At 64.4% G+C, this 22,690-nt stretch carries 20 protein-coding genes; 11 read left to right on the top strand and 9 right to left on the bottom strand.

What is annotated here, in order from left to right; all coding sequences use genetic code 11:
* The first annotated feature begins 12 nt into the window (after positions 1-12).
* Positions 13-1,494, top strand: coding sequence for an efflux transporter outer membrane subunit (locus tag C266_RS18405; RefSeq protein WP_010804855.1), 1,482 nt, complete (start codon positions 13-15; stop codon positions 1,492-1,494).
* Here the strand turns inward: C266_RS18405 and C266_RS18400 are convergent.
* Positions 1,488-2,903, bottom strand: coding sequence for a heavy metal sensor histidine kinase (locus C266_RS18400; RefSeq protein ID WP_010804856.1), 1,416 nt, complete (start codon positions 2,901-2,903; stop codon positions 1,488-1,490). The genes C266_RS18405 and C266_RS18400 overlap by 7 nt on opposite strands.
* On the bottom strand, positions 2,903-3,580 hold the full coding sequence (locus C266_RS18395) for a heavy metal response regulator transcription factor (RefSeq protein ID WP_010804857.1): 678 nt from the start codon (positions 3,578-3,580) through the stop codon (positions 2,903-2,905). Before C266_RS18395 ends, C266_RS18400 begins: the two co-directional genes overlap by 1 nt.
* Positions 3,581-4,058: 478 nt before the next feature.
* Between C266_RS18395 and C266_RS18390 the strand changes: the two genes are divergently transcribed.
* The gene (locus C266_RS18390) at positions 4,059-4,808 is read left to right on the top strand and encodes an HD domain-containing protein (protein ID WP_010804858.1); all 750 of its coding nucleotides are present in this window, start codon (positions 4,059-4,061) and stop codon (positions 4,806-4,808) included.
* A gap of 38 nt (positions 4,809-4,846) precedes the next feature.
* Positions 4,847-6,013 (top strand): M20 aminoacylase family protein, encoded by a 1,167-nt coding sequence (locus C266_RS18385; protein WP_010804859.1) that lies wholly within the window; start codon positions 4,847-4,849, stop codon positions 6,011-6,013.
* A gap of 16 nt (positions 6,014-6,029) precedes the next feature.
* Here the strand turns inward: C266_RS18385 and C266_RS18380 are convergent, their stop codons facing one another.
* Positions 6,030-6,773, bottom strand: coding sequence for a GntR family transcriptional regulator (locus C266_RS18380; protein ID WP_010804860.1), 744 nt, complete (start codon positions 6,771-6,773; stop codon positions 6,030-6,032).
* A 239-nt stretch (positions 6,774-7,012) separates the two neighbouring features.
* On the opposite strand from C266_RS18380, the gene C266_RS18375 reads away from it, so the two are divergent.
* Complete coding sequence (locus C266_RS18375; RefSeq protein WP_010804861.1) at positions 7,013-8,467, top strand: 2-hydroxymuconic semialdehyde dehydrogenase; 1,455 nt, start codon at positions 7,013-7,015, stop codon at positions 8,465-8,467.
* Positions 8,468-8,575: 108 nt separating this feature from the next.
* Here the strand turns inward: C266_RS18375 and C266_RS18370 are convergent, their stop codons facing one another.
* The 3 genes from C266_RS18370 to C266_RS18360 form a co-directional block, all read right to left on the bottom strand.
* Positions 8,576-9,781: a PLP-dependent aminotransferase family protein gene (locus C266_RS18370; protein WP_010804862.1), complete on the bottom strand. Its 1,206-nt coding sequence runs from the start codon at positions 9,779-9,781 to the stop codon at positions 8,576-8,578.
* Positions 9,782-9,944: 163 nt separating this feature from the next.
* Positions 9,945-11,444, bottom strand: a complete 1,500-nt coding sequence (locus tag C266_RS18365; protein ID WP_010804863.1) for an aldehyde dehydrogenase family protein — start codon at positions 11,442-11,444, stop codon at positions 9,945-9,947.
* 116 nt (positions 11,445-11,560) lie between these two features.
* The gene (locus C266_RS18360; RefSeq protein WP_010804864.1) at positions 11,561-12,586 is read right to left on the bottom strand and encodes a DUF1338 domain-containing protein; all 1,026 of its coding nucleotides are present in this window, start codon (positions 12,584-12,586) and stop codon (positions 11,561-11,563) included.
* 168 nt (positions 12,587-12,754) lie between these two features.
* On the opposite strand from C266_RS18360, the gene C266_RS18355 reads away from it, so the two are divergent.
* Entirely contained in the window at positions 12,755-13,690 is a 936-nt protein-coding gene (locus C266_RS18355; RefSeq protein ID WP_010804865.1) for a LysR family transcriptional regulator, read from the top strand.
* 17 nt (positions 13,691-13,707) lie between these two features.
* Here C266_RS18355 and C266_RS18350 read toward each other — a convergent pair whose 3' ends face one another.
* Positions 13,708-14,355: a YitT family protein gene (locus C266_RS18350; protein ID WP_010804866.1), complete on the bottom strand. Its 648-nt coding sequence runs from the start codon at positions 14,353-14,355 to the stop codon at positions 13,708-13,710.
* Positions 14,356-14,500: 145 nt separating this feature from the next.
* The gene (locus tag C266_RS18345) at positions 14,501-15,598 is read right to left on the bottom strand and encodes a branched-chain amino acid aminotransferase (protein ID WP_010804867.1); all 1,098 of its coding nucleotides are present in this window, start codon (positions 15,596-15,598) and stop codon (positions 14,501-14,503) included.
* A 421-nt stretch (positions 15,599-16,019) separates the two neighbouring features.
* On the opposite strand from C266_RS18345, the gene C266_RS18340 reads away from it, so the two are divergent.
* Entirely contained in the window at positions 16,020-16,373 is a 354-nt protein-coding gene (locus C266_RS18340; protein WP_010804868.1) for a hypothetical protein, read from the top strand.
* A gap of 13 nt (positions 16,374-16,386) precedes the next feature.
* Here C266_RS18340 and yfcF read toward each other — a convergent pair whose 3' ends face one another.
* Complete coding sequence (yfcF, locus tag C266_RS18335; protein WP_010804869.1) at positions 16,387-17,058, bottom strand: glutathione transferase; 672 nt, start codon at positions 17,056-17,058, stop codon at positions 16,387-16,389.
* A gap of 200 nt (positions 17,059-17,258) precedes the next feature.
* Here yfcF and C266_RS18330 point away from each other — a divergent pair, with 200 nt between their 5' ends.
* From C266_RS18330 to C266_RS18310, 5 genes are all read left to right on the top strand, one after another.
* Positions 17,259-18,158, top strand: coding sequence for a LysR substrate-binding domain-containing protein (locus C266_RS18330; protein WP_010804870.1), 900 nt, complete (start codon positions 17,259-17,261; stop codon positions 18,156-18,158).
* A 144-nt stretch (positions 18,159-18,302) separates the two neighbouring features.
* Positions 18,303-19,223: a LysR family transcriptional regulator gene (locus tag C266_RS18325; protein WP_010804871.1), complete on the top strand. Its 921-nt coding sequence runs from the start codon at positions 18,303-18,305 to the stop codon at positions 19,221-19,223.
* A gap of 211 nt (positions 19,224-19,434) precedes the next feature.
* Positions 19,435-20,298 carry a VOC family protein gene (locus tag C266_RS18320; RefSeq protein ID WP_010804872.1) on the top strand — a complete coding sequence of 288 codons (864 nt, stop codon included), beginning with the start codon at positions 19,435-19,437 and terminating at the stop codon, positions 20,296-20,298.
* A 73-nt stretch (positions 20,299-20,371) separates the two neighbouring features.
* Positions 20,372-21,097: a class II aldolase/adducin family protein gene (locus C266_RS18315; protein ID WP_010804873.1), complete on the top strand. Its 726-nt coding sequence runs from the start codon at positions 20,372-20,374 to the stop codon at positions 21,095-21,097.
* Positions 21,098-21,239: 142 nt separating this feature from the next.
* The gene (locus C266_RS18310; RefSeq protein WP_010804874.1) at positions 21,240-22,580 is read left to right on the top strand and encodes an MFS transporter; all 1,341 of its coding nucleotides are present in this window, start codon (positions 21,240-21,242) and stop codon (positions 22,578-22,580) included.
* Positions 22,581-22,690: the final 110 nt, after the last annotated feature.

The raw sequence follows: 22,690 nt of genomic DNA, 5'->3' as shown, positions 1-22,690 counted from the left end.
GTGAGGCTCGCCATGATCGATATGAAAGCCATCCTGGCACGCACCAGTACGCTCGTTTGCGTCGGAACGGCGCTGAGCGCCTGCTCGACAATTCCTGCCTACCATGCCCCCGATGTCGCCGTACCCGCCCACTACGCAAGCGCCCCCCATCTCGGCGCCGGCTGGGCCACCGCCGCGCCCGCCGACGGCAAGTCCAGAGGGCCGTGGTGGAGCGTCTTCAATGACGAAACGTTGAATCGGTTGGAGGCACGCGTCGCCGTCTCCAATCAGACGGTGAGCCAGGCCGTGGCGCGGTTGGAAGCGGCACGGGCCGCGCTCGGGTATCAACAGAGCGCCTTGGCGCCGACCGTCACCGCCGGCGCGGGGGCACAGCGTTATCGAACGTCTCAGAGCCTCGTGGACCGTGCGCTTGCTGGAAAGACCATCCCTGACTATTCGGTCGGGGCGGGAGTGAGTTGGGAGCCGGACCTGTTCGGACGGGTGAGGAACGCCACCACGGCCGCACGTGACAACGTTCAGGTGAGTCAGGCCGATCTGGAGTCGGTGCGCCTGTCGGTCGCGAGCCAACTCGCCTCTGCATACCTTGACTTGCGCTCGCTGGATCGCCAACAACAGCTTCTCGGGCGCACGGTGACGACCTACGAGGCCGGTCTGCGCATCGTCGAGCAACAGCTCGCCGATGGCGCTATCGACGCCTCCGCGCTCTCCCAGGCGCGAACGCAGCTCGAAAGTGCACGAACGGCGAATCAGGAAATCGAGGCGCAGCGCGCGCAACTTCAGCATGCCATCGCAACACTCATCGGCACGCCGGCATCGTCGTTCTCGCTGCCCCAGGACGCGACCGCGGTCGTGTTGCCGTCGATCCCTGCCGGCGTGCCTTCTGCCCTGCTTCAACGCCGTCCGGACATTGCGGCTGCGGAGCGACGCGTGGCCGCCGCCAATGCTGAAATCGGACAGGCGCGCGCTGCGTATTTCCCGTCGCTTGTCCTCTCGGCGTCGACCGGGCTGGAAAGCACATTCTTCGCCCCCTGGTTGTCTGCGCCGAGTCTCTTCTGGTCCCTTGGGGCACAAGTTGCGGGCGTGCTGTTCGATGGCGGTCGGCGAGACGCAACCCTCAAAGGCGCCAGTGCGCGGTACGACGAAGCTGTCGCTGGCTACCGGCAGACAGTGCTCATGGCGTTCCAACAGACAGAGGACGATCTGAGCGAACTCAACTCGCTCGCTGAGCAGGCACGAAGTCAGCAACGCGCGGCGGCCGGTGCCGAACTGGCGCTCACGCTCGCGAACCATCGTTACGAGGCGGGGGCCGTGAGCTATCTCGACGTCGTCGCAACGCAATCCATCGCCCTGCAGAACGAGCGCACGCTTGAGCAGATCAGACAGCGGCAACTCGACGCGAGCGTCCGATTGCTTCAGGCGCTCGGCGGCGGCTGGGACCGCAAGGCACTGCAAGACGATGCCTCGCCGGCCAGCGAGACGATCGCTGCTCAGTGACGTGCGAAGGAAAGGATGAATCGCGTGCCGGCGGCATCGCTCTCGGCACGCGCGGTCCCACCGTGCAGGGTCATGATGGTGCGCACGATCGCAAGCCCCAGTCCGGCCGCCCCGCTGGCCTGGGGCGTATTGTGGCGTGAAGCGTCCGCACGATAAAACCGGTCGAAAATCCGTTCCAGCAGGGCAGCGTCAATTTGAGGCCCCGGGTTGCGCACGCTGACATCGAGCGACGTTGCGGTGGATTCGACATGCAGCGTGATTTCGCCGCCACGGGGCGTGTAGCGCAGTGCGTTCGCGAGCAGGTTGCTCACCGCGCGGCGGAACAACTCCTTGTCTGCGCGGACACGACCTTCGCCCGTCACGCGAAGGGTGACGCCGGCTTCGTCGGACAGCCCCTCGAAGTAATCGGCGATTTGAGCGAGGGCGTGGGCGACATCGAACTCCACCATTGCCGTCATGAACTGTGGATGTTCCGCACGTGAAAGAAAAATGACGTTTTCGATCATCTGCGAGAGCCGGGCACATTCCTCCAGATTTGATTCGAGCAGCGCCTCATACTCGGGCACACTTCGCGGTCGCGCCAGCGCGACCTCCGTGGCGCCGCGCAGATTGCCCAGAGGCGTTCGCATGTCGTGGGCGAGATCAGCCGTGTATTGCGACATGCGCTCGAAGCCGTCATGCAGACGCCGTATCATCGAATTCAAAGACGTCGCAACGACCTCGACCTCGCTCGAGGCGCCTTCGATTTTGATCTGCGTATCGAGCTTGTCGACAGTGACCGCTTCCACTTGCGAATCCAGGTCGCGCAAAGGTTGCAGTGCTGCGCGTACCAACAGCCAACTGATCAGAAACGAGAGCAGCATGCCGGAGAGTCCGTACGCGTAGAGCCGCTCCCGGTAATGATCGAGCACGCGCCACCGGTCTGTCATGTCCCGGGCAATCACCACCGTGACCAGCGAACCGTCACCCAGTCTGGCGTCAGTGGCCAGCCCGCGCACCGGCAAACCCTGCGGGCTGCGCCACTCCAATACGTCGCCTTGGGTGATGCGTTGCGCCGCACCAAGCCTTGAGGAGATTGCTCGCGACGAAAACGACGTATCGATGACCCGGTCCGTATTGTGTTCGACCAGCTTGACGCCGTCTTGCCCAAGTATCTCCATTGCGAACGATGGATTTCCGAGCACCTGACTCTTGAGGCGTACGGAATGGTCACGAAGGTCGTCGCCGTTGCGCAGTTCTTCGGCGAGGCGACGCGTGTGGCGGGCATTCAGCACGATGTCGAGATCGTCCTGCTGACGGATCTCACGTCCCAGCGTGAAGTAGAGCGTCGTGCCCACCAGGGCGAACACGGCCAGCGTGGTGCCTGCAAAGCAGAGTGCCAGTGTTGTGGAGAGCGGGCGAGTAGCCATCAGTTGGACGTTTTGATCTCGGCGACATAGCCGACGCCGCGCACGGTGTGAATGATCTTGACGGGGAATTCGTCGTCCACCTTGGCACGCAGGCGTCGGATGGCAACTTCCACCACGTTCGTATCGCTGTCGAAGTTCATGTCCCACACGTAGGAAGCGATTTGCGTTCGGGTGAGCACTTCGCCCTGACGACGCAGGAGAAGTTGCAGCAAGGAGAACTCGCGCGGTGTGAGGTCGATGCGTGTCGCACCGCGACGTACTCGCCGACGTGTGACGTCGATCTCGAGGTCGCCAAGCGTAATGATGTCGCTGTCGCGAGGCGGGCCGCGACGTGCCAGCGTCCGCACGCGCGCGAGCAATTCGACAAAGGCGAACGGCTTCACCAGATAATCGTCGCCGCCCAACTCCAGCCCCTTGACCCGATCGGTGATGTCGTCGCGAGCCGTCAGGAACAATACCGGGGTGCTGTGGGTTTTGCGCAGGGTTTTGAGGACTGACCAGCCATCCATCGCAGGCAGCATGACGTCAAGCACGATCACGTCGTACGTCACGTCGTTGGCGAGAATCAGGCCCTCGGCGCCGTCGCTGGCGACATCAACGACGAAGCCGGACTCTTCCAGCCCCTTCTTGACGTACGCACCGGTTTTCGGTTCGTCATCGATTACGAGCACACGCATTGTCGTCGATCCCCTGTCGGTTTGTCCGGATTGTATGCGCTACCCGGACGGTTGTGTGGCGTCCCCCAAGGCTCGCGTACTAACCTTTCAAAAATGTAATGTGGGGGTCACGATTCGGTTAACTTTGCGCTGTCGAGCGCCTTCTCCATCGCCCGTCCAATTCCTCGCGAATTTCCTGCTAAATCCGCGTTGAGTCTCGGGCGTCGGAATCCGCCTCCATGACGCTGCGACATTCTACTGCCGGCGGATGGATCATCAGCATCGCCAGTACCACGACCGTGGATGGAATACCAGGCTCCTTGCGAGTCTTGCGTCTAGGGTAGCCGCGGTCCCGTTCTGACGAATCCTGTCTATTCGTTCAGAATGAGGCCCGCAGGCATCCGGGAAGTCCGTTCGTAAAATCGCGCCGGCCGCCTTTGCCGCAGTGAGGTGAGGCGATCGCCAAAGACCAGACAGGCACAATGGAAATTTGATTGTCATGAATTTATCGACCACGCAACTGGCGCAAACCTTCTCCCCCTATCGCGAGGTCGTGGCCGCCGTGCTCGACACATTGGGCGCGTCATCGGCAAAGGCGGATGAGCGCGAGGGTAACGACGCTCGTGAAGACGGTTCGCATGACGGGTCGCATTTGATTCGTGTGTGGCGGCTTGTGACGGAGATCGCGGCCGACGAGTCTTTTGTCGATCTGGAGATGCTGGCCATAGCGACGCTGCTGCACGATTGCGTTCAGATCGAAAAGACGGACCCGCGCCGTGCTCAGGCATCGCGGCTCTCGGCCGAGAGGGCGAGCGGTATTCTGCGCACGCTCGGATGGACTGCCGAGCGGATCGCTGCCACGGCGCACGTCATCGAGGCGCATAGCTTTTCGGCGGGTGTTGCGCCTCAATCGCGCGAGGCCTGTGTGCTGCGTGACGCGGATCGCCTCGACGCGATCGGCGCCATCGGCATCGCGCGGACGTTCTATGTAGCCGGTCGCACTGGCTCGCGTCTATACGATCCGCTCGATCCGTTTGCGGCAAGCCGCGGCCTCGACGACCGTCGCTTCGCGCTCGACCATTTCGAAACCAAACTGCTTCGTTTGACCGCCGGCCTGACGACACCGAAGGCCCAACGCATCGGTGAGCAACGCATCGCGACGATGCGCGCGTACCTTGATCTGCTGCGAGACGAAATATCTCCCAGCGTTCGCGAGTCATTCGTCGGAGCGGCGCAATTCAACCGTTAGGAGGGAGCATCGAACACACAACCGACAGGGGGCTTTGCATGACACAGGACATCTATTTCGCCAAGGCGCTGACGGGCTGGCGGCACGCGTTCCACCGTCAACCGGAGACCGGCTTCGAGGAAGTCGGCACGTCGCAAACGGTTGCGACGATTCTGGAGAGCCTCGGACTGGACGTGCATCGGGGCATCGGCGGCACAGGGCTTGTTGCGAACCTGCGTGTCGGAGATGGCGGCGGCGCTATCGGCATTCGGGCCGACATGGACGCGTTGATGATCGCCGAACAAGCGCCGGGACGCGACCATGCATCGCAGGTGCCGGGCAAGATGCATGCGTGCGGGCACGACGGCCATATGTCGATGGTGCTTGGCGCGGCGAAGTTGCTCGCCGAGTCACGCGACTTCAACGGCACGGTTCGCTTCATCTTCCAGCCCGCCGAGGAACATGGGCGCGGCGCGAAGGCGATGATTGCCGACGGGCTGCTGGAGCGTTTCCCTATCGATGCGATTTATGGCGCTCACAATATGCCGGGCATTCCAGTGGGGCGCATTGCAACACGCTCCGGCAGCATCATGGCGAGCGAGGACAACTTCGTCGTCCGCATTCGCGGCAAGGGAGCGCATGCGGCGCGTCCGCACATGGGAATCGATCCTCTGGTGATCGGCGCACAAATCGTAGTGGCACTTCAGACGGTGGTGTCGCGTAACGTCGATCCGGGTCTGTCGGCGGTCGTGTCGTGCACGGAATTCATCACGGACGGGATTCGCAACGCCATTCCGACGAACGTTGTCATCAAGGGCGACACGCGCAGCTATACACGGGACGTTCAGCAACTGCTCGAGACGCGCATGCGAGACATCTGCATGGGCCTGTGCGCGATGCACGGCGCGCATTGCGAATTCGAGTACACGCATGAATTCGCGCCCACGGTGAACCGGGCAGACAACACGGCGCTCGCGGTTCGTGCAGCGCAGACGGTTGCCGGTGAAGCGATGGTCGATGCGGAGGTAGCGCCAGTGATGGCGTCGGAGGACTTCGGCGTTTTTCTTCAGCACGTGCCGGGCAACTTCGCGTTCATCGGCAACGGCAGCGGCGACGAACCCGGTGCTATCCCGTTGCACAACGCCGGCTACGACTTCAACGACGCGATTCTGCCGCTCGGCGCACGTTACTTCGCGCAGATTGTGCGCGACAGTTTGCCGCGTTGATCGTCGCGCCGGCCGCTCACCGAACCGGCGTGAGCGGTACGGTTCCGGCGTTGACGATAGTGTCGGGCAGTTCGCGCACGGCTTCGAGCGTCTTGCGAATGTGCGCCGCGAGCAGTGCCGACGCCTTGTCGGCATCGCGGGCGAGGCAGGCGTCGAAGATGGCCTGATGTTCTTCGTGTACGTCGCGCGGCACCGGCTGGTGCGTGATCGACAAGCGCCGGTAGCGTTCGGACTGACGATAGAGAATCGCCAGAAAGTGATGCAACCAGCGCGAGGGGCAGGCCCGGATCAGTACTTCATGAAATGCGCGATTGCGCGCTTCCCATTGGGCGAACTGGCTGCCGTCGCCGCGCTGCCCCTGCCCGTTCCCTAGCCGTTCTTCGGCGAGCGAGAGCAGGTGAAATGCGCTCGTGAGATCGGCTTCCCAGGTGTCGTCCCCCAACGCAATGGACTGACGTAACGCTTCGGTCTCCAACTGCACGCGCGTCTCGGTAATGTCGATGAAGTCGGCCAGCGAGATGGGCGTGACCCGAAATCCCCGGTGACCATGCTGGACGACGAGAGCGTCGGCCACCAACAGTGCCAGCGCTTCACGCAGCGTTCCCGCACCAACCTCGTAACGATCCTTCAAATGCTCGACGCGCAGCTTCTCGCCCGGCGCGAGCCGTCCCTCGACAATGTCGCTGCGCAGGCGCATGTACGCGCTTTGCGCCAGCGTGGTGTCGGCAGTCTGGGCGGAAGACGGGGTCGGGCTATGCATGCGCGCGGTGGCTCGGGTGAAGGTGCCGAGATTATAAGCAGCTTCGCAGTGATTTTCGCAAAATTGACAAAAAATCGAGATAAATAAAAATTCTCGAGAAAATGTTGACGCGGACCCGGCGGCGGATTTATCGTGTGCTGCATACCGCCGCCCCCGGCATCGAGGGCGTGCCAGGAGACGCCTTGCGCGTTCCGGCAGGGCGATCCGTTCCGAAGCAACCGACACAACGAGAGTGAGACATGAAGGATTTCCAGAACTTCATCAATGGTGAGTGGGTGTCGAGCCCCCGCACCTTCGAGAACCGCAATCCGGTCGACAACAGCGTGATCGGCCACGTGCACGAGGCCGGGCGCACCGAGGTGGATGCTGCCGTTCGCGCCGCACGCGCCGCGCTGCAAGGCCCGTGGGGCACGATGACGGTCGCGCAACGCGTGGCGCTGCTGCACGCCGTGGCCGACGGCATCAATCGCCGCTTCGACGACTTCCTTGCCGCAGAGATTGCGGATACCGGCAAGCCGCATGGTCTGGCGAGCCATCTGGACATTCCGCGCGGCGCGGCGAACTTCAAGGTGTTCGCGGACATGATCAAGAACGTGCCCACGGAGTCGTTCGCGATGACGACACCCGACGGCGGCAACGCGTTGAACTACGGTGTACGCACCCCGCGTGGCGTGATTGCCGTGGTGTGCCCGTGGAACCTGCCGCTGCTACTGATGACGTGGAAGGTCGGCCCGGCGCTGGCGTTCGGCAACACGGTGGTGGTGAAGCCGTCGGAAGAGACTCCGGCCACGGCCACGTTGCTTGGCGAGGTGATGAACGAAGTCGGCGTGCCGCCGGGCGTCTACAACGTGGTGCACGGCTTCGGTCCGGCATCGGCGGGCGCGTTCCTGACCGAGCATCCGGGGGTGAACGGCATCACGTTCACGGGCGAGACGCGCACCGGCGAAGCGATCATGAAGGCGGCTGCGAACGGTGTGCGTCCGGTGTCGTTCGAGCTGGGCGGCAAGAATCCCGGCATCGTGTTTGCGGATGCGGATTTCGACAAGGCGGTGGCAGGCATTACGCGTTCGAGCTTCGACAACAGCGGTCAGGTGTGTCTGGGCACGGAGCGCGTGTACGTGCAACGGCCGATCTTCGAGCGCTTCGTGGCGGCGCTCAAGGAGCGCGCCGAATCGCTGAAGCTGGGCGATCCGTATGCCGAGGGTACGAACTTCGGCCCGCTCGTCTCGCAGGTGCATCGCGAGAAGGTGCTGTCGTACTACGCCAAGGCGCGCGAGGAGGGGGCGACGGTCGTTACGGGCGGTGGCGTGCCCGATATGCCTGCGTCGATGAAAGACGGTGCCTGGGTGCAGCCGACCATCTGGACCGGTTTGCCGGAGACGGCTTCGGTCATCCGCGAGGAGATCTTCGGGCCGTGCTGCCATATCGCGCCGTTCGATACGGAAGCGGAAGTCATCGCGATGGCGAACGCCACGCCTTACGGCCTTGCCGCGACCGTCTGGACGTCGGATGTCAGCCGTGCCCATCGCATGGGCGCGGCGCTTGAAGTCGGTGTCTGCTGGATCAACGCATGGTTCCTGCGCGATCTGCGCACGGCGTTCGGTGGTGCAAAGCAATCGGGCATCGGCCGCGAAGGCGGCGTGCACTCGCTCGAGTTCTATACGGAACTGCGCAACGTTTGCGTGAAGCTCTGAGCGTAAACGCCAAGGGCCTCGCTGACCCGCCCTTCTCGGGCGGCCAGCGAGGCCCTCGTCGTTGCATTGGCATCCTGAGCGTCAGGTGTTGACCGGACGCGCGCGTCTTTACCCCGCCGTCTTGCCCGTCGCATCCATCGCGAGCGCCAATCGCGCAACGCCGTCCTCAATCGCCGTGACCGCAGGTGCGGCGAACGACAACCGCAGCGATGCCCCATCGGCGTGCTCGGCGAAGAACGCGGTTCCCGGCACGAACAGCACCTTCTGCGCAATCGCATGCGGCAGCAAGTCGCTCGTCTTCACTGCTGCCAGACGCGCCCACACGAACATCCCGCCCTGCGGCGCGTGGAACTGGATGGCATCGCCCAGCTTGTCGCGCAACGCGCCGCACATGGCGTCGCATTTGCGTCGATAAGCCTCGGTGATCTTGGGCAGATGCCGTGTCAATGCGCCGTCTGCCAGATACTCGGCCGCGATGGCTTGCGTCCACGGCACGCTGCACAGATCGACGGTCTGCTTGGCAACCACGCAGCGACGCGCAATCTCCGGCGGCGCAACCGTCCAGCCCACCCGCAACCCCGGCGCGACGACCTTCGACAGGCTCGAGAAGTGCACCACCCAATCGCGCGATCCCGGCACCTCGGCCGTCAGACCCAACAACGTCGGCACCGCCTCGCCCGCGAATCGCAGGTCGCCATACGGATCGTCTTCCACGATCACGAAACGGTACTCCACCGCCAGCTTCAGCAGGGCGATGCGCCGCTCGCGCGAGAGCGTCGCCCCCGTCGGATTGGCAAATGTCGGCACGGTGTACAGCAGCTTCGGCACGGCAATCTTGCCCTCGCGCAGCAGTGCGCTCAGGTGGTCGACGTTCAGGCCGTCGGCGTCCACGGGCACCGTGACGATCTTGGCCTGTTGCAGTCGCAACGCCTGCAACGTCGCCGGATACGCCGGCTGCTCGGTCACAACGACATCGCCCGGCGCGACCATCACACGCAACAGCAGGTCGAGCCCTTGCTGCGACCCTGTCGTCACCAGCAGTTCTTCGGCAGCGCACGGCGCGCCGCGCGAGGTCATCAGCGAGATGAGCTGGGCCTTGAGTTCGGCGAGCCCGTCGGTTGGGCCGTACTGGAGGCAGCGTGTGGGTTGGGTGAAGGCGCGGGTCTGCGCGGCTGCGAGACCGTCGACGTCGAACAGATCGCTTGCCGGATACCCGCCCGCGAACGAGATCATGCCCGGCTCGGACAGGTATTTGAACAGTTCTCGAATCGGCGAGCCCGCCGGATTGGCGAACGGAGAAGTGAATGCGTACATGGGGGCCTCGCTGCAAAAAGCGTGACGGAATTCGGCGGCTTGGGGAAGGGCGCCGGAGGCATCCGCCATGTTGGCAAGAGGCGTCCGGCGCTGACAGAACTTGCGGTAGCGCCCACGGCGTGGCCCATTGGGATGGGCGACGCCGGCGGCAGCTAGCGCGACTTCACTCGATCGAGAAGTCGATGCCTTGCGCGAGCGGCAGGGCGGAAGAGTAGTTGACGGTGTTGGTGGCACGACGCATGTAGCCCTTCCACGCGTCGGAACCCGACTCGCGGCCGCCGCCGGTTTCCTTCTCGCCGCCGAATGCGCCGCCGATTTCCGCGCCGCTCGGGCCGATGTTGACGTTGGCGATACCGCAGTCGCTACCGGCCGACGACGTGAAGCGCTCGGCCTCGCGCAGATCGGTCGTGAACACGCACGACGACAGACCGTGCGATGCGGCATTGTTGCCGTCGATGGCTTCCGAGAAGTCGCTGTACTTGAGCACGTACAGAATCGGGGCGAACGTTTCGGTCAGCACCACTTCCGTTTGCGACGGCATTTCGACGATGGCCGGCTTCACGTAGAAACCGTTCTCTGCGCCGGCGACCGTGTGACGCTCGCCACCCGTGACCTTGCCGCCTTGTGCGCGCGCTTGATCGAGAGCGCCCTGCATCCGCTTGAACGCGCCTTCGTCGATCAGCGGGCCCATCAGGGTGCCGCGCTCGAGCGGATTGCCGATGGAGACCTTGCCGTACAGCGTTTTCAGACGGTCGACGGTCTTGTCGTACACGCTTTCGTGCACGAACAGGCGGCGCAGCGTGGTGCAACGCTGACCGGCCGTGCCGACGGCCGAGAACAGAATGCCGCGCGGGGCCAGTTCCATGTCGGCGCTGGCGGTCACGATGCCGGCGTTGTTGCCGCCCAGTTCCAGAATCGAACGGCCAAAGCGGCGGGCGACTTCCACGCCGACCTTGCGACCCATTTCCGTGCTGCCCGTGGCGCTCACGATAGCCGAACGCGGGTCGGCAACCAGTGCTTCGCCCACGTCGCGACCGCCGATGATGAGGGCGGTCAGGCCTTCCGGTGCGTCGCCGAATTCGGCGATGACCTCTTCCATCAGCTTGTTGACGGCCAAGGCGGTCAACGGGGTCTTCTCCGAGGGCTTCCACACGACGGCGTTGCCGCAGACGAGCGCGAGCGCTGCGTTCCACGACCACACAGCGACCGGGAAGTTGAAGGCGGAGATGACGGTGCACACGCCCATCGGATGCCACGTTTCGGCCATGCGGTGGCCGGGACGCTCCGACGCGATGGTCAGGCCGTACAGTTGACGCGACAGGCCGACGGCGAAGTCGCAAATGTCGATCATTTCCTGCACTTCGCCCAGACCTTCTTGCAGGATCTTGCCGGCTTCGAGCGTGACGAGCGCGCCCAGCGCCTGCTTGCGTTCACGCAGCTTTTCGCCGAGCAGGCGCACCAGTTCGCCGCGACGCGGCGCCGGCACATTGCGCCATGCGGTGAACGCGGTGTGCGCGCGGGCGAGCGCGGCTTGCGCGTCGACTACCGAGGCGCTGGCCACGCGGCCGATCAATGCGCCGTCGATCGGCGAGTGCACGGCGATGTCGCCGGCTTCGGCCAGTTTGGCAATGCCCAACTCGTTGAGGATGGAAGTCGCGTTCACGTTGATACCCCTATGGAATTCAGTGTTGGCCGCCGGTGCCGTTCACCGGCGCCGGCAGGTGAGGAGGCTGCACAGGCGCACAAGACGTATTGTGCGCCGAAGGCCACCCGGCTCGGTTACTTGGCGTTGGCCGTCATCTTGAAGATACCTTGCGCATTGCCGGCGTCGAACCGCAGGTCGATCTTCCAGCAACGCTTGGCGGTGTCGTACTCGCGATGACGCGTGATGAACTCGTAGAACGAACCCGGCACCTCGCGTGCGACGATCTCGCCGTCCTTGCCGCGGAACTCGCGACGCACGGTGTCGGCACGATAAGCCGTCTGGAACACGCGGCCGGAGCGTGAGCGCTCGACCTCGGGCTTCATCGGGCGGCCCTTGGCCTTCTCGGCGTCGGACAGCGCGAACACGTCTTCGACGCGGTCGGTCGCATGGTTGAACGCGTTGCCTTCGGTCGCAATCCAGGCCATTTCGGCGGATTCGGCCAGCAGCAGTTCGTAGTCGGCTTCGCCCGGCACGTCGTGCTGACGGGCGAACGCACCGACGATCACCGGCAGCAGCGCCTGTGCGCTGTCGAGCGGCAGGGTGCCGTCGCGTTCCAGTTCCCAGAGCTGACTGACGGCCGCCGGCGTGAGCGGGTCTTTCGACGTACCGACGACACGCGACACGGCTTGCTGAAACGTCTCGGAGAATCGCTCCGGATGCAACTCGCTCACGAAGAATTGCGAAATCTCTTCGGGGGCGTCTTCATGGGCATAGGCGCGGCCGGTCATGCCGAGACGATCGAGCGGATAGCGACCGTTCAGACGGAAGCCCAGCGGACGCAGAATGCGCGTGAAGGCGGCTTCGCCCGGCGGCAGGGCACCGTTCTGCGCCCAGCGCACCGTGCGCAGCGCGCCGTGATCGAAGTAGACGCTGCCACCACCGGCAATCGCTTCTTCGGTATAGGTGCGGCCGTTCGGCGAACGCGCCAGCAGCCCTTCGAACAGCGCCATGTTCATGGCCTGCGCCAGTTCGGCGCGGGTCACGCGGCCCGGCTCGCAATCGGCCAGAATCGACGGCGAATTGAGCGTGGCGAAGAGCGCGTCGGTTCGCGCTTCCCCAATCAGGGAAACCAGCAAGGACTGCACATTGGCATTGCGCATCGGATTGTCTCGCAGGGGAGGGGCGCCGTCTCAGGGCGCCGCAGGGGTGTCAGGGCATGGCATGAAGCGCGTAACCCCATGCCATCTTGCAGTATCAGCATTATTGGAACGGATGCTACGCCCGTAAAGCGAGATAAAATTGCCACTTGATGCGTTTTGGGAATCAATATGCGCAAATTCAAGACCCCCGGCACGGCGGCGCTGCTGGCCTTCGAGGCGGCCGCCCGCCATGAGAGCTTTACCCACGCGGCGCGCGAGCTGTTCCTGACGGAAAGCGCGGTGTCGCGCCAGATCGCCACACTTGAGACGCAGCTTGGCGTGCGCTTGTTCGTTCGGGCGAAACAGCGGGTCGTGCTCACGCGCGCCGGACGCCTGTACGGCACGCAAGTGCGTCGCACGCTGGAGCAACTGGACCGTGACACGCTCGCGATCATGGCTCACGGCAGCGGTGGCGGCTATCTCGAGCTGGCGGTGCTGCCGACGTTCGCGTCCGAGTGGTTGATTCCGAGAATGAAAGACTTCGACGACCGGCACCCGGACGTTCGCGTGAACATGGGCGTGCACACCGACCTCTTCACGTTTGACGAGACGCACTTCGAAGCGGCCATTCACTTCGGACAACCGACGTGGCCGGGCACCTCGTCGGACTATCTCTTCGGTGAGGAAGTGGTGCCGGTGTGCCACCCGTCGCTGCTGAAAGGGCCGGTGCGCAACGCGGCGGATCTGCTCACCTATGCGCTGCTGCATTCGACGACCCGTCCCAGCGCCTGGACGCAATGGTTTGCGGAACAGCGCATCGAGGACAACCGGACATTGCAAGGCGTGCGCTACGAGCTCCACACGATGCTGATCGCCGGGGCGGCCGCGGGGCTCGGCATCGCGCTGGTGCCGAAGTTCTTCGTCGAGGGGCAATTGGCGAGCCTCGGCCTGACGATTCCGTTCGACGTGAAGAGCGTGGCCGGGTCGGCCTACTACCTCGTCTACCCGACGGAACTCACGCACGGGCAGCCACTGAGCGTGTTCCGCGAGTGGCTGCTGACTCAGGCGAGCGCGTACCGGCCTGAAGAACCGGAAGGACGCGCCGGGGCGGCCGGCGCGGCTTGATGCGGCTTAACCGTGGCCTAACGTCCGGTGTAGCGCCCCGGCCGGTGCCACGCCACGACCATGGCGCTCATGGCCACGGCGGACAGTGCGGACCAGGCGACGCGCCCTGCCGGTATGGTGGTGAGCGAGACGAGCAGAATCGTCGCGTCGATACACACCTGAGAGATGCCGGCATTGATACCGCGCTCGCGCTGCAGCCAGAGCGTGACGATGCCGGTGCCGCCCACGCCGGCGCCGTGACGGGCGAGGGCCAGAATGCCCATGCCGCACAGCGTGCCGCCGACGAACGCCGCGAACAGCGGATTGACGAAGGCGACGTTGAACGTCTGCGGCATGGCCGCGAGGGCGAAGGTGATGCCGAAGCTCGCGACGGTGGACTTGAGCGCGAAGCGCAAACCCATCGTGAAGTACGCGAACAGGAAGAACGGAATGTTCACCAACGTGAAGATGGTGCCCACCGGTAGGGGAAAGACGTAGGAGGCGAGCAGTGCAATGCCGGCCACGCCGCCGGTGACCAACCCGGCAGCCTTGAGCAGCACCAGACCGACCACCACAAATGCCATGCCGATGACCATCGCGTAGATGTCTTCGAGCACGGAGTGCGGAACGCCGATTGTGTCGGTTGCCGCAATGGCGCCGGATACGGCGCCCGAATCGTGTTTCATGATCTGTAAGTCAAGGACAACAAGACGGCGCGCCCGACTCTCCTGATGTCGCAGCGCGCCGCCGGCGATTTCCCGCGTCGCTGTCTCGGGCGACGCGCAGCTTCACAGCTTGTTATGTCGAAAAACCAGGCGTTACAACGTGCGATTACGCGACGTGGTGCACCCAGCCGAACGGATCGGCAACCTTGCCACGCTGAATGCCCGTGAGTTGATCGCGGATGCGCTTCGTGACCGGGCCTTCGCCGCCGTCGGCGATGTTGAATTCGCCCTTGGCGTGACGCACCTGACCGATGGCCGTGACGACCGCTGCCGTACCGCAAGCGAACGTTTCCTTCACGCGGCCGCTGGCGGCGTCGGCTTGCCATTGGGCAAACTCGTAAGGTGTTTCGTTGACGCTCAGGCCTTCGCGCTTGGCCAGTTCGATGATCGAGGCGCGCGTGATGCCCGGCAGAATCGTGCCGGACAGCGGCGGCGTCTGGAGCGAGCCGTCGTCCATCACGAAGAACACGTTCATGCCGCCGAGTTCTTCGATCCAGCGATGCTGTGCGGCGTCGAGGAACACGACCTGATCGCAGCCCTTCGCGCTGGCTTCGGTCTGCGCAATCAGGCTTGCGGCGTAGTTGCCGCCGCACTTGGCCGCACCGGTGCCACCGGGTGCCGCGCGCGTGTACTGGTCAGACACCCACACGGTTACGGCTGCCTTGCCCGGTTTGAAGTACGGGCCGACCGGACAGGCGATCACGCAGAAGATGTACTCATGTGCGGCACGCACGCCCAGGAAGCTCTCCGAGGCGAACATGAACGGACGGAGGTAGAGGCTGCTGCCCTCGGTGCCGGGGATCCATGCGCGGTCGATGTCGACGAGCTTTTCCACGGCTTCGAGGAACACGGCTTCCGGCAGTTCGGCCATCGACATGCGCTTGGCGGATTCACGGAAGCGCTTGGCATTGGCTTGCGGGCGGAACAGCGAAATCTTGCCGTCTTCGCTGCGGTAGGCCTTCATGCCTTCGAAGATTTCCTGCGCGTAGTGCAGCACGGCGCATGCCGGATCGATCTCGAACGGACGGCGGGCCTCTACCTTCGCATCGTGCCAGCCCGTGCCCTCGGTCCAGCGGATCGTGACCATATGGTCCGTGAATACGCGGCCGAACACCGGGTTCGCCAGCTTGGCGGCGATCTGGTCGGCGGGCGTGGGGTTGGCGTGCGGCTCCACGACAAAACGCAATTGATTATCGGCGCTCATGTTTCTTCAATGTCTCGGCAGAGGTGGCTTCAGTCGTCAGTGCCGTTAACGTAAACGGCAAGGTGGCGATATTTTCCTCCTTTCGGCCCCTGCCTGTCGACTGAATTCACCGTCCAAGCCGTCACGCCGGGGTTTTCGCGGGAATCACGCCAAAAAACATCGGAATTTGGCCTGTTTTTGGAAGAAAAGTGCGAGATTTCGCAGAAGTGCAGCTTGCCGATTCCTGAAGCCAGTCCATCGTGCGCAGAGGTAACCGTGTGTAAAAAAGCGTTTCAGCACACCTGGCCGAACGTGCTCGACATTTAAGATCAAAAGCGGATGATGTCGGGAACGCCGCAGCGTTGTCGACGGCCATGCTTTCGGTGGGTGCCCACATACTGGGGACGTACCTGCGCAATAAAAGCAAAGGGAGAGGAGACAGATGAAATCGTCAACGATTCGGACGTTGCGCGCGTATCTGATAGTGGCCTCGTTGGGGGCCGCCTGCATTGATGCCTGCGTCGTGATGGCCATGCTGGTGTTCGACGTGCCCGAGCGAATCTTCACCTCGGCCGACTTCCAGATCGCGATGGCTGCCTCATTATTCCTGCTGGTATTCGCGGCACGCACGCTCGCCGCATCGGCGTATCAGGCGGCGCTCGTGTCCCGTCACGCCATCGAGCATGGCGCGCGCGGCCGGGCCAGCGTCGCATTGCGCAACGACTGCCCGAACCGTCTGCTTGTCTTGCTTTACATCCGCATTCACCGTCAGCGCCTGGCGCTGGTGGCGGCCTGACAGGGAAGATCGCTCAGGCGGCCTTGTCGTCGACCACATCGCCGGGACGCGGCGGGCGCGTCATCGCCGCCCATTCCTGTATCGCCGGTCGCGTGAATTGACGGCGGGCGTAGTCGGCCAGCGCGGGCGGCACCACGTCGTCGTTGTACACGAGGCGGTTGAGCATCAGCGCGAGATCGACGTCCGCGATGCACCACTTGTCGAACAGCGACATGCGGCCATCGGGCAGCAGGCTCTGAGCAATGGCGATCAGTTTGCTTGCGGCGGCATAGCCCGCGTCGGAGAGCGGCTTGTCCGCCGGACCATAGAAGATCACTTCCGTCGAGCGCTCCTCACGCAAGGCCCCCAGATCGCTGCGCAACCAGGCCTGCACCTGACGCGCCCGGGCACGCTCGCGCACATCCGGCGGATAGACCGGCACTTCGGGCGAAATCGTCTCGAGATACTCGGTAATGGCCGACGATTCGGATAGCGCGAACTCGCCGTGTACGAGCGTGGGAACGCGGCGCGTGAGCGACAGATCCGCGAAGCCGATGTCGTGATGCGCGCCTTGCTCGAGATCGACGGTGCGCAGATCGAACGGCAGACCTTTCTCGCGCAGCGTGACGAAAGCCGAAAGCGCGTAGGGACTCGTGAACTTAGCGTCCACATAGAGCGTGAACGAGGCGGGGGCAGCGGCTGACACGACGGACTCCTGTAAGGGGACGCGCGGGCAACGGCGACGCACGCCGCAGCGGCATGCGATGTTGTGGCGCAACGGCCCGCAAGCGTCAATCTTGCCGCACGCGCGCGGTGATAAGCTACTGCAAAAATCGCCAGTGAGGTGTGATCTGGATTCACACCTCGCCGGTTTTCTCTGCGCCGATTTCTTCGCCCCCCCGTCTCATGAACACTTCGCACCGCGCCCGCCCGCCGCTGGCCAATCTGGAGACTGTCTGCCTCGTCGCTCGTCACGGCTCGTTCACGGCGGCGGCCGACGCGAGCGGCCTCACGCATGGTGCGATCAGCCGCCGCGTCGGGGCAGTGGAAAACTGGCTCGGATGCGCGCTGTTCGAGCGGCACGGCCGGGGTGTCAGCCTGACCTGCGACGGCCAGCGATTCCTGGGGCGTATCGAGCATGCGTTCGACGTGATCGATGCGGCTGCCGACCAGTGGCATCAGGCACGCAAGGCGCCGGCCGTGCGTCTGAGCGTGGTGCCGTCCTTCGCTAAACTCTGGCTGCTCGAAAGGTTGCGTTCGCTCGAAGCGGGGCAGCCGTTCATCGACATTCACGTCACCACAGAACATCGCAATGCAGATGTGGGCGCGGGAGAAGTCGACATCGCGCTGCGCTATGGCCGTGGCGGCTGGACCAGTGTCGATGCCGAACCGTTGATGGACGAGACACTGTACCCGATCGCCTCACCGGACATTGCGCAGCGTCTCGAGGGCGCGAGCGCGGCCGACATGCTCGCGATGCCGTTGCTGCACGACTCCGACCTGACGGGCTGGCGCGCGTGGTGCAGCGCGCAAGGCGTTTCGCTGCGCCCGCGAGCCCGGGACCGGCGCTTCGAGGATTACACCGTCGTGCTTGCGGCCGCAGAAGCGGGACTCGGCATTGCAATGGCCCGTGCGCCGCTGGCCGACGACTGGATCGCCCGCAGCCGTCTCAAGCGCTTGTCGAGCGTCGAAGTGGCGTGCCCGCTGAAGTACCACATCGTGACGGCCAAGCGAGAGAAGCGTCCCGAAGTGCTGGAAGTTATGGCGCGTCTGCATGAAGCGGCGCGTGCGAGCACGCGCACGTAAATATCATGATCGCGACAGGGCGAATGGGCGGGGTTTCCCGCACTGCCCATGTTGCCGGACGTTGCCTAAAATGCGGGACCGCCCCGCCTGTGGGGCCTCGACCCTGACGCTCTAAATGCTTCTTGCAGGACTGCACGGCTGGGCATGAACTTACGCTCGCTCGACCTGAATCTATTGCTCGTGTTCGAGTCGATGCTGCGCACGCGCAGCACGACCGTCACCGCAGAGGAACTGAACCTCACGCAATCGGCCGTGAGCAACGCGCTCAAACGTCTGCGTCTCGCGTTTGGCGACCCGTTGTTCGTCAAGACGCCGCAAGGCATGTGGCCGACCGATCTCGCCCTCGCGCTCGCGCCGCCGGTCACCGAAGGTCTCGGTCTGATCCGTGGTGCAGTGGAGGCGCCGCAGGACTTCGTGCCGGCAAACGCGCAACGCACGTTCCGTCTTTACCTGAGCGACATCGGTCAGTTGATCTTCATGCCGAAGCTGATGGCCACGCTCGCGGCCGAGGCGCCGGGCGTGCGCATTGTCACCGTCGACACCACGCCGCGTGAGGCGCAGAACGCCATGGCGATGGGCGATATCGATCTCACGCTGGGACTCTTCACCCGCTTCTCGTCGGGCTTCCACCAGCAGCGTTTGTTTCGCGAGCACTACGTCGCACTCGTGCGCGACGGGCATCCCACGATTCGCGAACAACTGACCGGCGAAGCATTTCTGAGCGCGGCGCACGCAGTGTATCGACCGACAGCCGGTCATCACGATGTCTTCGAGACGGCCGTCGAGCATTGGTTTGCACAGGCGGGGCGCCAGCGCCACGTCGCGTTGCGCATGGCGCATTCGATGGGACTCTCGGCGCTCATTGCCGCGAGCGACCTCGTGGTCTGTGTGCCGACGCGGCTCGGACGTGCGCTCAAGGCCGCCGCCGATCTACGCACCTACGCGTTGCCGTTCGATGGCCCCGAGTTCGATATCTCGCAACTCTGGCACGAGCGCTTTCACACCGACGCCGGCCATCGCTGGTTGCGCAGCACCCTCTTTCGCCTGTTCCACGGCGAAGACTGATCCGCCATTCTTCCTCGTTCGTGTGACACGTCGCCCTGCGGGGCGGCGGCACGGCGCCGCTCGCATGCTGCACACCCAATTCACGTCGTAAATACCGCGCATTTACGCAATTTGTTGGCGTCATGCGGCGCCGGTCCTTATCGTATCCCCACGACATTGCAGTCATCGGGCGTTCGCCCGGAACACGAACAATATCCGCAGGAGACAAGCGGTGATCAATCTGCACGACATTCGTTACGTGCGGCTGGGCACACGCGACCTCGAGGGTGCCACGCGCTATGCGCGCACCATTCTCGGGTTGCAGGAAGTGCGCCGGGAGGCCGGTTACGTATTCCTTCGCAGCGACAGCCGCGACCATTCGGTGTGCTACTTCGAAGGCGATCCCGCCGACCATACGGTCGCGTTCGATGTCGCGAGCGACGCGCATTTCGATGCCGCCGCCGCGCAGCTCGAAAGCATGCGCATCGAGTTTCGGCGGGGCACACGCGACGAAGCCGACATGCGTCGCGTGGGCGATTTTCTGACGTTTCTCGATCCGAGCGGCAATCGGATCGAGCTGGTGTTGCGCGCCGCGCAGACCGGCCGCCGGTATCACGGCGAGCGCGATGCGGGCATCGATTCGTTCAGTCATGTTGGGCTGTGCACGACCGACGCGCGCCGCGACGAAGCCTTCTGGACGAGCGTGTGCAACGCCCGTGTGTCGGATCGCATCGGCGACGCACCGCTGCTGCGCATCGACGACGTGCATCACAAGATCGCACTGTTCCCGGCCAAGCGCGCGGGCATCCAGCATGTGAATTTTCAGGTGAACGGCATCGACGACCTCATGCGCTCCTGGTACTTCCTGCGCGAGCAAGGCGTGCCGATTCGCTTCGGTCCGGGACGTCACCCCACGTCGCACGCGATGTTCCTGTACTTCGCGGGGCCGGACGGCATGGTCTACGAGTACTCCACGGGCGTGCGCAAGATCGCGCCCGAAGACGAAGCGACCTACGTGCCGCGTCAGTTCCCCTTCGATCCGACGGGGTTCTGCATGTGGGGCGCGAAACCCGAGATCCCCGAGTTTTCGGCCTGACGCGATGCATCGATTGGCTTGCGGTCATGACGCCTGATAACGCCGAATAACACTGAATAGCGCTGGATTCCCCATGAGACAACACACGTTCGATGCCGGGCGCATCGCCGAGCTGGATCGCGCGGTGCGCGTAGCGGCGCGCACGCTGGCCCGCGCAGGGCTGGCCCACGCGTACGGTCATTGCAGCGCGCGTCTCGACGCCGATCACTTTCTCGTATGCGCGGCCCGCCCGATGGGACTCATCGGCGTGGGCGAAGCGGGCACGGTGGTGCCCGTCGATGGCCCGCTGCCCGACGGCGTGCTCGGCGAAGTCCGTCTGCATCAGAAGATCTATCGCTCACGTTCCGATATTGGCGCTGTAGCGCGCTCGATGCCGCCCAAGACCATGTCGCTCTCGACACTGCGCAGAACGCCACGCGCGTTGCACGGCCCGGGCACTTACTTCGCTCCCGGCGTGCCGCTGTGGGACGACCCGCAACTGATTCGCTCCGACGCGCAAGCCGAGGCGGTCATCGCCAGGATGAGCGAGAACGCCGCTGTGGTGATGCGTGGCAACGGCGTGGTTGTCGCCGCCGACACGCTCGAAGCGATGGTGGCGCTTACGTGGTACCTCGAAGACGCGGCCCGCGTCGACCTCGACGTGCTCGCGCTCGAAGCCGCTTACCCCGCAGCCGTACTCGATCCCGACGCCTGCCGCGCGCGCGCCACCCGCTCGGGCCGGATCATTGAGCGCATGTGGGAATACCTCTCGGCGGGAGATCCGGAATTGCCGGACGCAAGCGCATCGCCTGCCGCGTGATCGCGACTCGGCGATCCGGAGCGTCATGCCCGATTTTTTGACGTAATCGCCCCCAACCGGCGGTGCGGCCTTCGCAGAGCGTCGTCGACAGACGCCACGGCCCGCCGCTCAGTCAGCGGACACCACCGCACAGGAGACAGACATGGAAATTTCCGCCTTGATGAACCGCAGGGGCATCACGCCATTTCAATGGCGCGTGATTGCCCTGTGCTTCCTGATCGTCACATTGGACGGCTTCGATACTGCCGCCATCGGCTACCTCGCACCGGCCATCCGTAGCGAATGGACGATGGCGACGACCAGCCTCGGCACGGTCTTCGGTGCGGGGCTTGGCGGCCTGATGCTCGGCTGCTTCATCTTCGGCCCGCTGGCCGACCGCATCGGCCGCAAACGCGTGCTGATTCTCTCGGTCATCCTGTTCTCTCTGGGCAGCATTGCGTCGGCGTTCGTTCACAGCCCGACCGAGCTTGCCGTCATGCGCTTCCTTACCGGCATCGGCCTGGGCGGCGCCATGCCCAACGCCATCACCCTCAGTTCGGAATATTGCGCCGAGCGCATGCGTTCGCTGCTTGTGACGGCCACGTTCTGCGGCTTCACGCTGGGCTTCGCCATCGGCGGCGAGATCGTCGCGCAGACGCTCCCGCACATTGGCTGGCGCGGCGTGTTGATCGCCGGTGGCGTTGTGCCGCTCGCCGTCGTGCCGGTGCTCATGCGCTGGTTGCCGGAGTCGATGCGCTACCTCGCCGCACGCGCAGACAGTGCCGACCAGTTGCTGGCCATCGCACGGCACATCGATCCGCAGGTCACGCGCATCGATCCGGAAGTGGTGCCGGCCGGCGCTGCGAGTTCTGCGGTGGGCGGGTTATTCACGCGCCGGTACGTCGTGGGCACGCTGCTGCTTTGGGCGACTTACTTCTGTACGCTGTGCGCGTTCTATCTGCTGACGAGCTGGCTGCCGTTGGTCGTCAAGGATTCGGGTTACACGTTGGCGGAAGCGGCTCGCATCGGCGCGATGTTGCCGCTCGGCGGCACCGTCGGCGCGGTGCTGATCGGCTTCGCGATGGATCGCACGAGTCCGTATCGGGTGCTGGCCGCGTCGTATGTCATGGCCGGCATCGCACTGTGTGTGCTTGGGGCGGTCACGCATCAGGCTGGCTGGCTGATGACGGTTGTCTTCCTCGCGGGCTTCGGTATCGCCGGATCGCAAACCGGGGCCAATGCGCTGACAGCGGCGTACTACCCGACGGCGTCGCGCGCGACCGGCGTGGCATGGGCGCTGGGTGTCGGACGTCTCGGTTCGATCCTGGGCTCCAGCCTTGGCGGCGTGCTGATCGCCACTGCGTCGAGCACGGCGCAGGCCTTTCAGATCGTCGCGATTCCTGCGTTTCTTGCGGCGGCGCTGATGCTCGTCATGCGCCGTCGCGTGGGACGCACGGGGTCTCTTGCCGCAGCCGCCACCCAGCCTGCCACGGGGGCGGTCTGAGCGGTGCCCGGGGCGAGCGCCCAGACACGCTCGCCCTTGCTGTCCCCGCGGCTTGAACGTTCCCCGACGCGCAAGCCGCGGCGCCTGCCCCCGCAGGCATTTGCCAGCTA

Origin of the sequence: Pandoraea sp. SD6-2, assembly GCF_000389825.1 — a bacterium.
GTDB classification, from domain to species: Bacteria; Pseudomonadota; Gammaproteobacteria; order Burkholderiales; family Burkholderiaceae; genus Pandoraea; species Pandoraea communis.
This window is presented reverse-complemented; position numbering and strand designations above follow the sequence as displayed.

Excerpts from the sequence above, each read along its gene's own strand:
- C266_RS18405 (WP_010804855.1), top strand. The coding sequence starts at position 13 with ATGATCGATATGAAAGCCATCCTGGCACGCACCAGTACGCTCGTTTGC.
- C266_RS18400 (WP_010804856.1), bottom strand. The coding sequence starts at position 2,903 with ATGGCTACTCGCCCGCTCTCCACAACACTGGCACTCTGCTTTGCAGGC.
- C266_RS18395 (WP_010804857.1), bottom strand. The coding sequence starts at position 3,580 with ATGCGTGTGCTCGTAATCGATGACGAACCGAAAACCGGTGCGTACGTC.
- C266_RS18390 (WP_010804858.1), top strand. The coding sequence starts at position 4,059 with ATGAATTTATCGACCACGCAACTGGCGCAAACCTTCTCCCCCTATCGC.
- C266_RS18385 (WP_010804859.1), top strand. The coding sequence starts at position 4,847 with ATGACACAGGACATCTATTTCGCCAAGGCGCTGACGGGCTGGCGGCAC.
- C266_RS18380 (WP_010804860.1), bottom strand. The coding sequence starts at position 6,773 with ATGCATAGCCCGACCCCGTCTTCCGCCCAGACTGCCGACACCACGCTG.
- C266_RS18375 (WP_010804861.1), top strand. The coding sequence starts at position 7,013 with ATGAAGGATTTCCAGAACTTCATCAATGGTGAGTGGGTGTCGAGCCCC.
- C266_RS18370 (WP_010804862.1), bottom strand. The coding sequence starts at position 9,781 with ATGTACGCATTCACTTCTCCGTTCGCCAATCCGGCGGGCTCGCCGATT.
- C266_RS18360 (WP_010804864.1), bottom strand. The coding sequence starts at position 12,586 with ATGCGCAATGCCAATGTGCAGTCCTTGCTGGTTTCCCTGATTGGGGAA.
- C266_RS18355 (WP_010804865.1), top strand. The coding sequence starts at position 12,755 with ATGCGCAAATTCAAGACCCCCGGCACGGCGGCGCTGCTGGCCTTCGAG.
- C266_RS18350 (WP_010804866.1), bottom strand. The coding sequence starts at position 14,355 with ATGAAACACGATTCGGGCGCCGTATCCGGCGCCATTGCGGCAACCGAC.
- C266_RS18345 (WP_010804867.1), bottom strand. The coding sequence starts at position 15,598 with ATGAGCGCCGATAATCAATTGCGTTTTGTCGTGGAGCCGCACGCCAAC.
- C266_RS18340 (WP_010804868.1), top strand. The coding sequence starts at position 16,020 with ATGAAATCGTCAACGATTCGGACGTTGCGCGCGTATCTGATAGTGGCC.
- C266_RS18330 (WP_010804870.1), top strand. The coding sequence starts at position 17,259 with ATGAACACTTCGCACCGCGCCCGCCCGCCGCTGGCCAATCTGGAGACT.
- C266_RS18325 (WP_010804871.1), top strand. The coding sequence starts at position 18,303 with ATGAACTTACGCTCGCTCGACCTGAATCTATTGCTCGTGTTCGAGTCG.
- C266_RS18315 (WP_010804873.1), top strand. The coding sequence starts at position 20,372 with ATGAGACAACACACGTTCGATGCCGGGCGCATCGCCGAGCTGGATCGC.
- C266_RS18310 (WP_010804874.1), top strand. The coding sequence starts at position 21,240 with ATGGAAATTTCCGCCTTGATGAACCGCAGGGGCATCACGCCATTTCAA.